General features: G+C 40.2%; 12 protein-coding genes. 6 read left to right on the forward strand and 6 right to left on the reverse strand.

The features are described 5' to 3' along the window. Positions 1-102: 102 nt before the first annotated feature. The 6 genes from adeK to sdsA form a co-directional block, all read right to left on the reverse strand. Positions 103-1557: a multidrug efflux RND transporter outer membrane channel subunit AdeK gene (adeK, locus tag MMY79_RS03795; protein ID WP_252613423.1), complete on the reverse strand. Its 1455-nt coding sequence runs from the start codon at positions 1555-1557 to the stop codon at positions 103-105. Next, positions 1557-4733: a multidrug efflux RND transporter permease subunit AdeJ gene (gene adeJ, locus MMY79_RS03800; protein WP_252612143.1), complete on the reverse strand. Its 3177-nt coding sequence runs from the start codon at positions 4731-4733 to the stop codon at positions 1557-1559. Before adeJ ends, adeK begins: the two co-directional genes overlap by 1 nt. A 12-nt stretch (positions 4734-4745) precedes the next feature. Then, on the reverse strand, positions 4746-5993 hold the full coding sequence (gene adeI, locus MMY79_RS03805; protein WP_252612145.1) for a multidrug efflux RND transporter periplasmic adaptor subunit AdeI: 1248 nt from the start codon (positions 5991-5993) through the stop codon (positions 4746-4748). 23 nt (positions 5994-6016) lie between these two features. Beyond that, the gene (locus tag MMY79_RS03810) at positions 6017-6643 is read right to left on the reverse strand and encodes a phosphatase PAP2 family protein (RefSeq protein ID WP_252612147.1); all 627 of its coding nucleotides are present in this window, start codon (positions 6641-6643) and stop codon (positions 6017-6019) included. A gap of 183 nt (positions 6644-6826) precedes the next feature. Further along, positions 6827-8887 (reverse strand): site-specific recombinase, encoded by a 2061-nt coding sequence (locus MMY79_RS03815; RefSeq protein ID WP_252612149.1) that lies wholly within the window; start codon positions 8885-8887, stop codon positions 6827-6829. Positions 8888-8901: 14 nt separating this feature from the next. Then, entirely contained in the window at positions 8902-9879 is a 978-nt protein-coding gene (gene sdsA, locus MMY79_RS03820) for an All-trans-nonaprenyl-diphosphate synthase (protein WP_252612151.1), read from the reverse strand. Positions 9880-10322: 443 nt separating this feature from the next. Between sdsA and rplU the strand changes: the two genes are divergently transcribed. The 6 genes from rplU (at position 10323) to cysG (ending at position 15596) form a co-directional block, all read left to right on the forward strand. After that, complete coding sequence (rplU, locus tag MMY79_RS03825; protein WP_004639133.1) at positions 10323-10634, forward strand: 50S ribosomal protein L21; 312 nt, start codon at positions 10323-10325, stop codon at positions 10632-10634. Positions 10635-10652: 18 nt separating this feature from the next. Beyond that, positions 10653-10910, forward strand: a complete 258-nt coding sequence (rpmA, locus tag MMY79_RS03830; RefSeq protein ID WP_002116037.1) for a 50S ribosomal protein L27 — start codon at positions 10653-10655, stop codon at positions 10908-10910. Positions 10911-11151: 241 nt separating this feature from the next. Then, on the forward strand, positions 11152-11847 hold the full coding sequence (gene lolA, locus MMY79_RS03835) for an outer membrane lipoprotein chaperone LolA (protein WP_009389642.1): 696 nt from the start codon (positions 11152-11154) through the stop codon (positions 11845-11847). 117 nt (positions 11848-11964) lie between these two features. Beyond that, a complete protein-coding gene (locus MMY79_RS03840; protein WP_252612153.1) occupies positions 11965-12765 on the forward strand; it encodes an RsiV family protein in 801 nt (266 codons plus the stop codon). 118 nt (positions 12766-12883) lie between these two features. Beyond that, positions 12884-14155 carry a serine--tRNA ligase gene (gene serS, locus MMY79_RS03845; RefSeq protein WP_252612155.1) on the forward strand — a complete coding sequence of 424 codons (1272 nt, stop codon included), beginning with the start codon at positions 12884-12886 and terminating at the stop codon, positions 14153-14155. A 67-nt stretch (positions 14156-14222) separates the two neighbouring features. Next, positions 14223-15596, forward strand: coding sequence for a siroheme synthase CysG (gene cysG / locus MMY79_RS03850; RefSeq protein ID WP_252612156.1), 1374 nt, complete (start codon positions 14223-14225; stop codon positions 15594-15596). Positions 15597-15620 lie beyond the last annotated feature (24 nt).

Genomic DNA, 15620 nt, shown 5'->3' on the forward strand with positions numbered 1-15620 from the left:
TATCAATCTAAATTCTTAAAGTTTCAAGATAAAAAATAATCACATGAGATGCAATAAAAAAGCCCACCGAAGTGAGCTTTTATAAATTAAGTTATTTAAAACTTATTGCTTTTTAAGTTCAGCACTTGATGGTTGATTAACCACTGTATCTGAAGTATTTGCTTTTAAACCACCACCTAGAGTTTTGTATAACTCGATTTGGTTGTTTAAATTAGCTTGTTGAAGCAACAATAAACCTTGTTCGGCTGAATAAGATGAACGCTGCGCATCAAGAACCGTCAAGTAACTATCAATACCAGCACGGAAGCGGGCATTTGAAAGTGTGTAGTTGCGGTTAGTCGCTTCTACTAGACGTTGTTGAGCTGTTAAACGCTCACCAATATTGGCACGAGTTGCAAGTGCATCATTCACTTCACGGAACGCAGACTGAACTGATTTTTCATAATCAGACAATGCAATTTTCTGATCGGTTTCAGAAATTTTTACATTGGCACGACGCGTGCCCCAGTCAAAGATTGGTAAGTCTAAGCTTGGACCAATTGACCATGCGAAGCCGCCAGACTTAAATAGATCACTTAAGTCAGTTGATGCATAACCCGCAGAACCCGTTAAGCTAATTGTTGGGAATAAACGTGCTTTTGCAGCACCAATATTCGCACCAGCAGCACTTAAGTTATATTCGGCAGCTTTTACATCTGGACGGTTGTTAAGCAAATCGCTCGGTAAACCAGCTGTATATACATTTTGTTGAGTAATGCGTTTTACAGGTTGGTTTGGCAACAAGTTTTGTGGAACTGATTGGCCCACTAACAAGTTCAACAAGTTTTGTGCTTGAGCAATTTGTGTTTTGTAGTTCGCTACATCATTACGCGCAGTTTCTACAGAAATCTGTGCCTGACGTAGTGGAACTTCACTGTCGATGCCCACATCAAAACGTTTTTTGTTGAGATTGTAAGAGTCTTGTTGAGCTTTAAGTGTTTGATCAGCAAGTTTTAAATTTGCTGTTGCGAAAGAATAGTTCAACCATGCTTGAGCAACTTGACTGATCAGACTGATTTGAGTCGAATCACGTGCACTTTGCGTTGAAAGATAACTATCTAACGCAGCATCTTTTAAGCTACGTACGCGGCCCCAAAAATCGAGTTCATAGGCAGTTACACCCAAACCTACTTGATAAGTAGAGTAGGGGTTATTCGGATCACGGCTTTGAGAAACCTGACGAATTGCACTACCACTTGCTCCGATGGTTGGAAGCTGGTTGTTTTGCGTAATTCGATATTGCTGTTGGGCACGTTCAATATTGAGCGTTGCTGTACGTAAGTCGCGGTTGTTGGCTAGAGCCAAATCAATCACTCCGAGCAAACGAGAGTCAGCAAAGAACTGTTTGTAACCCTGTTCAGCAATAGACGCACCAGAAGCGCTGTTATATGCATAGCTTTCTGGAATATCGGTTTTCACGACTGGTTCTGGGCCGCGCATGCTTTGACAAGCTGCCAAAGCAAGCGCAAGTGCAGATACCGCAATGCTACGACCTGAAATAGACCATACTTTTTGCATCACGATTTATGCTCCTGAGTGTTTATGGTTTTTGGTTTGTACTTAAAGATACTACGAATCCACACATAGAATACAGGGATAAAGAAGATACCTAAGAACGTTGCACTGAGTACGCCACCGAGTACACCGAAACCAACTGAGTGCTGACTTCCTGCACCGGCACCTGTTGAAAGGGCAAGTGGAAGTACACCGAAACCGAAGGCAAGGGTAGTCATAATAATTGGACGTAAACGCATTTTTGAAGCATGTAAAGTTGCCTCAAGTAGGTCTTCACCTTTTTCCTGCAACTCTTTTGCGAACTCAACAATCAAGATCGCATTTTTTGCAGAAAGACCAATGACCGCGATCATTGCTACCTGGAAGTAAATGTTATTTGAGAGATTTGGATCTCCTTTAATAATCATACCCAAGTAAGTCAATACGATTGCACCAATAATACCAAGTGGTACTACAAGTAAAACCGAGAACGGAATAGACCAGCTTTCATATAATGCAGCTAAGCAAAGGAAAACGATTAACAATGAAAGCGCATATAAGAATGGAGCTTGAGCACCAGACTCACGTTCTTCAAGTGATAAACCTGTCCATTCATAGTCGAAACCTTGTAAGCCCATAGATGGTAACTTAGCAATAATTTCTTCCATAGCTTTCATCGAATCACCAGAGCTCACGCCAGGTGCAGGTGTACCTTGAATGTTAACCGATGACACGCCGTTATAACGTTCAAGACGAGGAGAACCATATGTCCATTTGCCTGTAGCAAATGCAGAGAACGGTACCATTTCGCTTTTGCTATTACGTACATACCACTTGTTTAAGTCTTCAGGCATCATACGGCTATCCGAATCACCTTGAACATAAACTTTTTTCACACGACCGCGATCAACGAAGTCGTTAATGTATGAGCCACCCCATGCAATACGCATAGTGTTGTTAATGTCAGCAATGCTAACGCCCATAGCACCAGCTTGAGCCTGATCTACATTAATTTGATACTGAGGTGTATCTTCTTGACCATTAGGACGTACCCCTACAAGACGTTTATCTTGTGAAGCCAAACCTAAAATTGTGTTACGTGCGGCAATAAGTTTCTCATGGCCTTGACCACTTGAATCTTTAAGCTGCAAGTTAAAACCAGCAGTTACACCGAGTTCAGGCATTGCCGGAAGCTGTAATGGCATGATGTAAGATGCGTCTTTGACGATCATGTTTAATGCCATACCGCGCTGAATTAACGCGCCAATTTGAGATTCTGGTGAAGTACGTTCACTCCAGTCTTTCAATTTAACGAAGCCAATACCAGCATTTTGACCAACACCTGTGAATGAGAAACCTGAAACGGTGAAAATAGATTCCACAGTATCTTTTTCATTCATGAAGAAGTTTGTCATGGTGTCAATCACTTTACCTGTACGGTCAAGCGTTGCATTTGGTGGTAATTGAACAAGTGTCATGACCACACCCTGATCTTCTTCTGGTAAGAATGAAGATGGGAGTTTTTGGAACAAGAACACTAATAGGCCAATCACTACAGCATAGAGTAGTCCTGAGAAGATTTTGCCTTTAAGCATGCGGCTAACACCATTTTGGTAGCTATGCGACATGCGGTCAAAACCATTGTTAAATCCTCTGAAGAAACGAGCAAAAATATTATTGCTTGGTTCTTTATTAGGATCATGCTGTTTTAAAATGGTTGCACAAAGTGCAGGGGTGAAGGTTAACGCTACAATTAACGATAGAACCATTGCTGTTACAAGGGTAATCGAGAATTGACGGTAAATTACACCTGTTGTACCACCAAAGAATGCCATTGGTACGAATACTGCTGTCAATACGCTTGTGATACCAATTAACGCACCAGAAATCTGTTGCATTGATCGTGAAGTTGCCGTGACCGGATCGGTATGCTCTTCACTCATAACACGCTCAACGTTTTCTACTACAACAATGGCGTCATCGACCAGAAGACCAATTGCCAATACCATAGCGAACATGGTTAAGGTGTTAATTGAGAAACCAAAGATATTGATGACAGCAAATGTACCCAATACAACAACAGGTACAGCAAGTGTTGGAATAATCGTTGCACGCCAGTTCTGTAAGAATAAGAACATAACAATGAACACTAAAATTACCGCTTCAATTAATGTGTGTACAACACTTTCAATTGAAAGACGAATAAATGGAGTAGTGTCATAAGCCAGTTTATCTGCAAGGCCTGCTGGATAGTTCTTACGTAATTCAGCTAAACGGTGTTCAACAGCATCAGCGGTATCAAGTGCGTTAGCACCAGTTGCAATTTTAATTGCGAGACCGCCAGCAGGTTTACCATTAAACTTCGAATCGAACTGGTAGTTATCAGAACCTAACTCTACACGAGCAACATCTTTTAAACGAACTTCAGCACCTGATGCTGTGTTCTTTAAGAAGATATTTTTAAATTGTTCAGGTGTCTGTAACAAGCTTTGCGCATTTACTGTCGCGTTAAGCACTTGACCTTGAACCGCTGGTGCGCCGCCTAACTGACCTACAGCAACTTGTGAGTTTTGCGCTTGTAAAGCAGTCGCAATATCACTTGGTGTTAACTGATAGTTGGTAAGTTTTGCAGGGTCGAGCCAGATACGCATTGCGTATGAACCACCAAAGACTTGTACCTCACCAACACCAGCAACACGGCTAAGTGGTTCTTTAATTGACGAGTTTACGTAATCTTTAATGTCTGAGTCTGACAGGGTATTGTCTGGTGAATAGAATGCAATAACTTGCAAGAAGCTTGCACCAGATTTAGTAACCGTCACACCTTGGCGTTGAACGTCTTCAGGTAAAAGCGCAGTTGCAGATTGCAGTTTGTTTTGAACCTGAACCTGTGCAATATCTGGATCAATACCTTGTTCAAAGTTTAATTGAATAGAGGCCTGACCGTTACCCGCACTGTTAGATGAAATATAACGTAAACCATCTAGACCATTCATTTGTTGTTCAATGATCTGGGTTACTGTATTTTCAACAGTCTCAGCCGATGCACCAGGATAAGTTGCAGCAATTGTAACTGTCGGTGGTGCAATCGTCGGATACTGTGCAATAGGCATTTTTGTGAGCGTGAGAATACCCGCCAACATAATGACTAATGCAATCACCCAAGCAAAAATGGGGCGATGAATAAAAAATTGTGCCATTCAATCTACCCCTTATGCATTAGATGCTTTCTGTTCTGCTTGAGGTTTACCTGATTGAGCCGGTTTTGTAGCATTTGGAGCTGCACCTTGAGGGTTCGCTGGTTGAGCTTGGTAAGGTTTTGCTGACACTTCTTGCCCTTCTTTAACTTTGGCAACACCATCAACAATCACTTTTTCACCAGCTTTGAGACCGTTAGTCACAATCCAGTTTTGTCCTTGAACACCAGAGGTTTCAACAGAACGACTCTCAACAGCGCCTTTAGCATTAACAAGCATTGCTACAGCTTGACCTGTCGGTAAACGCGTAATTGCGGCTTGAGGAACAAGATAAGCATTTGGAACTACACCCTGAACAATCTGCGCAGTTGTATACATACCTGGAAGTAACAAATGATTCGGGTTCGAGAATACGGCACGTAAAGTAATCGTTCCTGTATCCTGATTTACAGAAGCATCAGAGAAAGCAAGTTGTCCTTCGATTGGATAGGTTGAACCATCTTCAAGTTTCAATTTCACTTTCGTGTTGTTACTGTTGTTTAAACTACCTTTGCTGAGTTGTTGGCGTAAACGTAATAACTCGGCACTAGACTGGTTAATATCCACATAGATTGGATCTAACTGTTGAATCGTCACTAAAGGATCAGTTTGGTTTGCAGTGACTAAAGCACCAGCTGTTACAGAAGAACGCCCAGACTGACCAGAAATTGGTGAGCGAATTGTAGAATAACCAAGATCTACATTTGCATTCGTTACTTGAGCTTTCGCAGCAGTAACTTGTGCTTCGGCAACATTAACCTGACCAAGTAAGTCGTCATATTCTTGTTTAGATACAGCATTACTCGAAACAAGTTGCTTATAACGGTTTAGCTTGGTACGTAGTGAAGCTAGATTTGCCTGTTGTTGTAAAAGTGATGCTTTTGCATTTTCAAGCGATGCACGATTCGTTCGAGAATCCAGTTCATATAGAGCCTGACCTTCACGAACATAACTTCCTTCAGCAAACAAGCGTTTTAAAATTACGCCACTTGTTTGAGGACGAACTTCAGAAATTTGATATGCTGAAGTACGGCCGGAAAGCTCAACGCTTTGTTCAACACTTTGTGGTTGAGCAACAATAACACCTACCTCAGCAGGCGGCATTTTCTGAGCAGCAGCAGCTTGCTGTTTCTCATCGGAGCCTTTGCCACAACCAACAAGTGCGATACTTGTTGCTAATGCGCAAGCAGTAAGGGCAGGAGCCCAAAGCTTAGCCGACATCATTGTTCCACCTCGTTAGATAAAATCTAAAAATATATTTGTTTTTTACTTAACCTACTTTGTGTTTGTAATAACCAGAGCCAAAGCAGTGCAATCCAAATAAAACCTATGCCCCAACCGGCAAGTACATCTGTTGGAAAATGAACTCCAGCATATATTCTTGAAAGCCCCATGCAGATAAACCAAAGGCAAGAAATCAAAATGATATAAGGAGAGTTAGTGTTGGGCTTATGGCATAACATTATCATTGCCAAACAAGCCAGTGTTGATGCATAAACACTGTGTGCACTTGGGAACGATGCACCGTAACTTTCGACAATATGATATACCTGTGGGGGTCTTGGGCGATCAACACACCACTTGAGCAGCCAACCCATGGTGATACTGCCAATAACTCCCACGCTAATGAAAATAACAGTAATATATTTTTTATACCATGCCTGATATATACACACCAGAAGGGATAAAAAACATACAAAAGGCATACCACCTATTCGTGCTAGAAAGATCGTAATAGCGTTAAGATAATTTGAACGATATTCACTCAATATTTGAACGCTGAGAAGGTCCAAAGACTGAAGTCTTGGTACAAAAAGACCAAGAATACCTAATCCTAAAAAAATACAACCAATAAGAAGCAATAAATAGGGCATGTATATACCTTTGCTTATTTAAGCAGTGTCCACTACTGAAAGCCGCTAAAAGTGTACTTGCCAGTACACTTTTTTTCAAGCCTGATAGATCATCGTAAATTCATTTTGAAAATTTTTTAACATTTGGAAAAACAATCACAACAAAATTGACGGAATTCACATTTTGTGTACAAAGCAAAATTCTTAATGTTCTATCTTTTTTCCATTATTTGTAGTCGTATTTTCTTCAAGTTCTAGCGGTTGTTTTGGGGGCCAGAAAAAATCGCTTGGGCGAGTTAGAAAATGGGTCATAACGAGTTTGGCTAAAGGTTTCCATTGTTCGAAGCGAACTCGACGCGCCCGTAGTGCCACAATAATGGTTAAGGTGAAACTAACAAATAAGTTAGTGAGACCAATACATAACACGCCTAGAAAAGACACGATAATCAGTCCGATGTCTGGACTGCCATTAATGGTCATTAAACCTTGAATAAAGTTAGCAGATGCAAAGGCAATATGGCGGATATCTAAAGGTAAACCTAAAATAAAGCCTATGGTACCCATACTTCCTAACATAATACCAAATAAGAAGTTACCCGCTAGAGCTCCTAAGTTGCGCTCAATATATTCAGCAAAACGGTTGAGACGATCTTGCCCAAACCAGTTGGCTAAGCGGCGATGCGCTCTTAAGCGAGGACCAACTTTTCTATAAACGGCCATATTGTCAAAGTAGCCAGCAATAAGACCCGACAAAAATAAGCAAACTCCGGCTACGGCTGCATGTGGAACTGCCAAAGAGGTGAAGGGATTTAAGCTGTGCAACAAATAAGTCGCTTTAGTATGAGTTAATAAAGGCTCATCAAGATAGAACTGCCAAGCAAAAGTAATGAGTGCTGCAGTAGGAATCGCAATTGAAATATTGCCTAAAATAGCAATAAATTGTGTTCGAATAATATTAATAATAAGCGCTGCTAACTCTGCAATTTGAGCTGTTTTAGAGCCTTTACGCTGTTGTACTGTGGCAGCGAGGGCCGCAGCAGTCATCGCGGGTTGTTTAGTGGCAACTGTAAAATGCAGAACATGAATTAGAAGGAATCCAAGAGAATAATTCATACTAAAAGTAAAGGCTTGCATGAGCGGAGCCATCGTCATTCTAGCTGCAAGAATTTTTAAAGATGCCATACAGGCAATGATAACGCCTGCTCCAGCGGCAGCTTTATACATGCCCCAGAAACCTTTGGTATCCGTACTTACATAATGTTCACCTGTTCGGCTGGCATTTTCAGTCACTTGAAAGGCAATAAGTTCACTTGTTGTACTTAGTAAAGAGCGAACACTTTTTTCACTGTAGTGTGCTTTGGTTAAATCAGAAATAAGATGCCCTAAAGAGACATATTTTCCTTTAGTGTTATCTACAACCAAATAAAGCAGTAATTCAATTCGGTCAAGGCACTGCTCAAGTAAGGATAATAAATAAGTCAAACTTAAGCTGACGCCAATTCTTTTGGTGGCACGACGAATTTTTAAAACTACATCTCGGCATTGTTCCAGCATAACAAATGCTTGTGATGCATCTGGAGGGGAAGTCACCGCAATTTCATGTTCAGCAAGTTCTTGTTTTTTGTACTTCTCGATAAACTCAATAATTTCACGGTTTTGAACTAAAAATGGTGATTCATATTCAGTTAATTCCGGTTGAGCATTAATAAATTCGGGGTAAAGGCCAATTCCACTAATTCGATAAGATAAGACAGTAATTGCTTTAATCATTTCACTTTGAATGACAAGCTTTTCGTTTACATTACTTTGGCTTTGTCCAATAAGACCAAATAGGTTTGCCCAATCTTCATCGTCAATATTATTGAGCCAGATTTTGTCACTTTCTAAATAGAAAATCTTACCAATTAATATTTTGAGTTGGCTTGCATCTTCGATTAATGGTAAAAAATGTGCTCCGAGTCTTTGTCCTAGCTGGTTCCAGAAACCATCTAGAGACAAAATTCCGCTATCGGCATATAAGCTGACTTGTTTATAGCGATTAACTAGACGTAATAAAAAAGTTTGTAGCAGGAAGGGAGCTGTAGGTGTGCGTAATAGACTTTCAATGAAAGCCTGTATTTTTTGCTTTATCTCATCCGTATCCTGAGGGTCGGATGGACGAATGTCATTGACTAACTCAATGAGTAGATTTTCGTCAATGACAGCTTGAGAATCCTCAAGCTGTTTCTGTATTTTTAAAAAATGATCTGAAAAATTTATATGCATAGGCAGAATAATATCTATTGTATTCGATGTAACGCAAGCTGAGTTAAGTTAATCAAAGCCTGACGATACGGTGTATCAGGTAGCTTTGATAAAGCTTGCAGTGCTGCTTCTGTTTCTTCTTGGGCACGTTGGTGACAATAATCTAAAGCACCAGACTTCTGTACAATTTCTATGACCTGAGATAATTGGTCCACTCCGCCAGTTGCAATGCTGCGACGAATAATCGCATGCTCTTCACCTGTTGAGTGTGATAATGCAGAAATTAACGGTAAAGTTGGCTTACCTTCCATTAGATCATCACCAATATTTTTACCTAATGTTTCAGCATCTGATGTGTAGTCTAAAATATCATCAATAATTTGGAATGCATTACCAAAATGGCCGGCGAATAATCTTAATGGTTCACGATACGCTTCTTGCCCAGCCAAAATAGCGGCGCCTTCTGTAGCCAGTTCAAACAGGCGAGACGTTTTACCATGAATAATTTTTAAATAAGTTTCTTCTGTTGTATCCGGTTGATGCTGTGATTGAAGTTGTAATACTTCACCTTCAGCAATTTCACATGTACCTGTTGAAAAGTCTTTCAATAAAGTCATGTTGTTTAAATCGACCAGTAAATCGAAAGCACGTGCAATGAGGAAGTCACCGACTAATACGGCAGTTTGATTGTTCCATGTCGCATTTGCTGTAGGTCGACCACGACGAAGCCCAGATTCATCTACCACATCATCATGAACCAATGTCGCGGTATGCAACATTTCAATGATTGCAGCTAGGCGCTGTGCATTTGCCATATTATCTAAACCACAAGCACGTGCTGCAAGCAAACACATAATTGGGCGCATACGCTTTCCGCCAGCTTCAACAACATGTTTGCTGACAGACATGACTAAACCGACTTTTGAGCTAATTCCTTCATTAATCAAGTGATCCATCGCAGCAAAGTCTGAGGCAACAGGCGCAAGAATGTCTTGCTTGAAATCGATGACCATATGAAGAAAAACCCCGTATTGGTAGATAAGTGGCGTTAGTGTAACAATTAAAGGTGTGTTGCACAGGTGAACAAGTGGCTGATATTAACCATTTCTATTGTCTTTATGCGTTCTTTGTTCTTTATTTAAGCAAAACATGATATTTCCGGCAAAACAATAAATTTAATGACATCAGCATTAATACAACTTGTTCTTGTCGCAATTTGTGTCTGGAACTGTATTTTAATTTTCATTCAGAATCAATGAAAACTGCTAAATTCCAATCTAAGCTGCTTGTTGATTTTGTAAAAATAGGGGAATAGGCATCACTGATAACTAGAAAATACTTGTCGTTTGATCAAATTTCACTTAAAATCTGTCGCCTTATATAACCCCAGTGGCGTGCGTTTTAAGATCGATATATCCCTTATCGGCACGACGACACGGGCTAATTGGAGTACATTATGTACGCAGTAATCCAAAGCGGTGGTAAACAGCACCGTGTAGTTGAGGGTGAAACCCTTAAAGTTGAATTATTGAAAGCTGAATCTGGCGCGACTATTACATTTGATGATGTATTAATGGTTGTAAACGGTGACAGCATTCAAATCGGTGCTCCAGTTGTAGCTGGCGCTAAAGTAACTGCAGAAGTGGTTGGTCATGGTCGTCACGACAAAATCCGCATTATCAAAATGCGTCGTCGTAAACACTACCGTAAACAACAAGGTCACCGTCAATGGTTCACTGAGTTGAAAATTACTGGTATTTCAGGCTAATCACGAGGAGTAAGAGACATGGCAACTAAAAAAGCCGGTGGATCGACGAAGAACGGTCGTGATTCAAACCCAAAAATGTTAGGTGTTAAAGTTTACGGCGGTCAAGCTGTAACTGCTGGTAACATCATCGTTCGTCAACGTGGTACTGAGTTCCACGCTGGTGCAAATGTTGGTATGGGCCGTGACCATACTTTATTTGCTACTGCTGACGGCGTAGTAAAATTCGAAGTGAAAGGTCAATTTGGCCGTCGCTACGTAAAAGTTGAAACTGTATAAGTTTTAGCTTTAAAAAAAGGCCCACATTTTGTGGGCTTTTTTTATGGAATTTAATCTAGTGTATCTTCATCATGATGAATGAAATTCTACAAACAACATGAATAACATAACAAAATATCTTATTTTCTCAATGATTAGCACAGAGTTTGTCGGTTAATATGAGTCTTGAATTAAGAGCTTGCTAAGTTTCATAACTTTGAAAGAAGGCAAGTTGTCTTACAGCAACTAAAAAGGTGATGACATGAATATGCTTCGTAAAACTATGTGTGCTATTACACTCAGCGCGTCAGTGCTTGCTCCTGTAATGAGTACTACAGTGTTTGCTGCGCCTGTAGCAGCACCGGAGCAACAGGCAATTGGGAACCTGGTTAATCAGTTATCAGGATTACAGCGTTTGACTGCCGATTTTGAACAAACAACTAAAGCTAATACAAAAACTGTGGCACAGAAAAAGAGTTTAAGTGCACAGCATATGAACCAGACATTCAAAGGCTCAATGAAAGTTGAACGTCCGGGGAAATTTTATTGGGAAACAGTAAGTCCGTCTAAACAAACGATTGTAACGAGCGGGAAAACAGTTTGGATTTATGATCCAGATTTACAACAAGCTGTACGCCAAAGCTTAGATGATCAGGTTGCAGATACGCCGGCGTTATTACTCTCTGGTAATACTAATCAAATCATGAAGTCTTATCGTGTAACGCAACCAGATAAATCAAAACTCTATTTCACATTATTCCCTAAAAAAGAAGATGGTGCTTTCCAAAGCTTAACGATTAGTTTTGGAGCAAATAAAGCGCCAACACTTATGGTATTACAAGACTCATTAGGCCAAACCACCTATGTGCGCTTTAATAATGTGAAAGTAAATGCTTCAATTCCAGCATCGGTCTTTAACTTTACGCCACCAAAAGGCACAGATGTTATTGACCAATAATTGAAGCCTCTTCAAAAAAAGCTGCCTTTCACGGTAGCTTTTTTTATATAAGAGAGATAGATACATTTTTTAACCCCACCTTGATCAGACGCTTTGTATAGTGATAGAGGTAAATTCATGGGGATTATTATGCGACTTTACGATAAAAAAATTATTTGTATTCTTCCATTAATGGCTGCAATGGCAATTGTGAGTGGTTGCCAACCAAAGTCGGCAGCCAAAGACGAGCAGGCTGCTTCGACTGCAAAAGTTAAAGAAGCGAAAGAGGTTGGTGTTCCTGTAATTCAGGCAAAAGTAATCCCAGTAAAGTTGCCGAAATCAAAAGTTTGTTTAGAAGATGGTTGTACTGAGTATGACTTTCAAACAGTACAAACCAATCAAAAGTGGATTAATGATTACTTCACTAATCGAATAAAGAAAGCAGATCCGAATGCTTTTGCAAATTTAGCTGATCAGCCAGTCGACGTACCTGAAGGTGAGCCACGTTCGAGTCAAAGTGCAATTTATGTCCGCTATTTAGGGCAAAATTATAATCTTGCAACTTTTGCATTACAGACCTATTCATATTCTGCTGGTGCAGCACATGGCATGTCACATCAAGAGTTTGTGACTTTTGATTTATTAAATAAAAAACATATTACTGTTGCCGAGTTGATTCAGCCAGATGTTGAAAAACAATTAGTTGATGCTCTTTTTGATGCGAATACAAATTGGCTTCAAGAGCATAATATTAGCCGTGAAAAACTGCAATTAAGTGATAATTTCTACTATGGCGCAAATGGGATTGTTTTTGTCTATCCGATTTATGAGTTGGCTTCTTATGCTGAAGGAATGTCTGAATTAACGCTGCCGTATTTTGAAGCAAGTAAATTCATTAAACCTGAGTATTTACCGAGTGTGCCAAACTATAAGTTCTAAAATAGGTGATCTATTCTAAGAATTGTGTGAAAGCTATTCGTTATGAAGATGATCACTATATTTTTTAGTGTGAAGGCCTTACACTATAGCCAGTTTTTTACCCATATTATGATTGATTATGATCGACCCTAAGTTACTCAGAAATAATATTGAAGCAGTTAATGCGGCTTTGGCAAAACGTGGCGTTCAATTAGATGTTCAAGAATGGGCTTCTTTAGAAACTCACCGTAAAGACTTGCAATCAAAAACTGAAAAATTGCAGGCAGAACGTAATGCCGGTGCAAAACAAGTGGGTCAGATTAAAAAATCCGGTGGTGATGCTTCTGAAATCATGGCGCGTATGCAAGCGATTGGTGATGAAATCAAAGCTGCTGAAGTTGCTTTGTCAGAGCTCCAAAACGAAATTGAACAAAAAGCGCTTAGCATTCCTAACTTACCAGATGAATCTGTTCCTGCTGGTAAAAATGAAGATGATAACGTTGAAATTTCAAAATGGGGTACGCCTCGTCAGTTTGAATTTGAAATTAAAGATCATACCGATTTAGGCGAGTGGATGGGCGGTTTAGAGTTTGAAACCGCGACTAAATTGACTGGTTCACGTTTTAGCGTTTTAAAGGGCTCTTTAGCGCGCCTACAACGTGCTTTAACACAGTTCATGCTTGATACCCATACTTTAAAGAATGGCTATACAGAAGCTTATGTGCCTTATTTAGTAAATGCTGATTCACTTCGTGGTACTGGTCAATTGCCAAAATTTGAAGAAGATTTATTTAAACTTCAAGGTGAAAAAGAATATTACCTCATCCCTACAGCAGAAGTTCCTGTTACTAACTTCGTTCGTGATGAGATTATTGATACCGAACGCTTGCCATTAAAATATGCAGCACATACACCATGTTTCCGTAGTGAAGCTGGTTCTTATGGTCGCGATACCCGTGGTTTAATTCGTCAGCATCAGTTTGATAAAGTTGAGATGGTGCAAATCGTTAAACCTGAAACTTCTATGCAAGCACTTGAAGACCTTACTGCACATGCTGAGGGCATTTTGCAGGCACTTGGTTTGCCATACCGCAAAATTTTGCTCTGTGGTGGTGATATGGGGTTCGGCGCGATTAAAACTTACGACTTAGAAGTTTGGGTCCCAAGCCAAAATACTTACCGTGAAATCTCAAGCTGCTCTAATATGGGTGATTTTCAAGCACGCCGCATGAAAGCACGCTACAGAATGGATCAAAAGAAGACCGAATTGGTGCATACTTTAAATGGCTCTGGTCTAGCTGTGGGTCGCACTTTGCTTGCTGTAATGGAAAATTACCAACGTGAAGATGGTTCTATCGAGATTCCAGAAGTATTGCGCCCATATATGGGTGGTTTAACATTTATTGACTAAGCTTTGCATCTAAATTGTGCACGGTTTTTGCTTAACCAAAATCAGATGATTAATGTAGAGGTTTAAGGTGGATATTTTTCCAATCTCTTTAAAGTTGCAACAGCAACGTTGTCTGATTGTGGGTGGTGGGCATATTGCTTTGCGCAAAGCAAATCTTTTAGCCAAAGCAGGAGCAGTAATTGATATTATTGCTCCGGCAATTGAAGATCAGCTTTTATCGTTGATTCAGGCAACTGGAGGGCAGTACTTTGCTGAGACCTTTGCCGAAAATTCTTTAAATACCCCTTACAGATTAGTTATTGCTGCTACTAATGATGCGCAAGTAAACAAAGCTGTTTTTGAACAATGTGAAGCGCGTAATTTACTGGTAAATAGTGTCGATGATATTCCACACTGTCGTTTTATGGTTCCAGCGATTATTGATCGTTCTCCATTGATCATTTCTGTTGCTTCAAATGGCGCATCGCCAGTTTTATCTAGACAACTTCGTACTCAAATCGAAACGATTGTTCCACATGGCATGGGTAAATTGGCTGAGTTTTCTGGTCAATGGCGTAAGCAAGTAAAAGAGAAAATTACTAACCCCGATGAGCGTCGAATCTTTTGGGAAAACCTCTATGCTAGCCCATTAAAAGAACAAGTTTTTAATGACAATTTAGAAGTTGCAAATGATTTGATTCAGCAAGCCTTAACAGAGTGGACTGCACCTAAAGGTGAGGTTTATTTGGTCGGGGCTGGACCAGGTGATCCTGAGCTACTGACACTAAAAGCATTGCGTCTCATGCAACAAGCAGATGTGGTGATTTATGATCGTTTGGTGTCTGCACCAATTTTAGAACTTTGCCGTCGTGATGCGACCAAAATTTATGTTGGTAAAGCCCGTTCAAATCACTCTGTTCCCCAAGATGGTATCAATGCTTTATTGGTTGAATATGCTCAAAAAGGAAAGCGTGTTTGTCGTCTAAAGGGTGGCGATCCATTTATCTTTGGGCGTGGTGGTGAAGAGATTCAAGAGCTAGTTGAGGCGAATGTCACTTTCCAAGTGGTACCGGGCATAACAGCAGCATCAGGTTGTTCTGCTTACGCAGGTATTCCATTAACTCATCGTGACTATGCACAAAGTGTCCGTTTCTTGACTGGGCATTTAAAGGAAGGTTCACCTGAACTCCCTTGGAATGAACTAGTTTATGAAAATCAAACTTTAGTCCTTTACATGGGGTTGGTTGGTTTGGAACGCATTTGTGAGCAACTTATTGCTCATGGTCAGCGTGCTGATATGCCTGTAGCCTTAATTTCTAAAGGAACTACACCAGAACAGAAAGTTATTGTTGGAACATTAGCTGATATTGCAACTAAAGTGTCTGAACATCATATCGTAGCGCCGACTTTAACCATTATTGGTGAAGTGGTGAGTTTACGTGAACAGTTAAAATGGCAATAAGTTCATCTGAATTTATTGCTGGTT

It is taken from the genome of Acinetobacter sp. XS-4 (assembly GCF_023920705.1).
In the GTDB taxonomy this organism is placed as follows: Bacteria; Pseudomonadota; Gammaproteobacteria; order Pseudomonadales; family Moraxellaceae; genus Acinetobacter.

Bases quoted from the DNA above. Each gene is read 5' to 3' on its own strand.
- adeK (WP_252613423.1), bottom strand. From the start codon at position 1,557: ATGCAAAAAGTATGGTCTATTTCAGGTCGTAGCATTGCGGTATCTGCA.
- adeJ (WP_252612143.1), bottom strand. From the start codon at position 4,733: ATGGCACAATTTTTTATTCATCGCCCCATTTTTGCTTGGGTGATTGCA.
- MMY79_RS03815 (WP_252612149.1), bottom strand. From the start codon at position 8,887: ATGCATATAAATTTTTCAGATCATTTTTTAAAAATACAGAAACAGCTT.
- lolA (WP_009389642.1), top strand. From the start codon at position 11,152: ATGAATATGCTTCGTAAAACTATGTGTGCTATTACACTCAGCGCGTCA.
- sdsA (WP_252612151.1), bottom strand. From the start codon at position 9,879: ATGGTCATCGATTTCAAGCAAGACATTCTTGCGCCTGTTGCCTCAGAC.
- MMY79_RS03840 (WP_252612153.1), top strand. From the start codon at position 11,965: ATGGGGATTATTATGCGACTTTACGATAAAAAAATTATTTGTATTCTT.
- adeI (WP_252612145.1), bottom strand. From the start codon at position 5,993: ATGATGTCGGCTAAGCTTTGGGCTCCTGCCCTTACTGCTTGCGCATTA.
- rplU (WP_004639133.1), top strand. From the start codon at position 10,323: ATGTACGCAGTAATCCAAAGCGGTGGTAAACAGCACCGTGTAGTTGAG.
- serS (WP_252612155.1), top strand. From the start codon at position 12,884: ATGATCGACCCTAAGTTACTCAGAAATAATATTGAAGCAGTTAATGCG.
- rpmA (WP_002116037.1), top strand. From the start codon at position 10,653: ATGGCAACTAAAAAAGCCGGTGGATCGACGAAGAACGGTCGTGATTCA.
- MMY79_RS03810 (WP_252612147.1), bottom strand. From the start codon at position 6,643: ATGCCCTATTTATTGCTTCTTATTGGTTGTATTTTTTTAGGATTAGGT.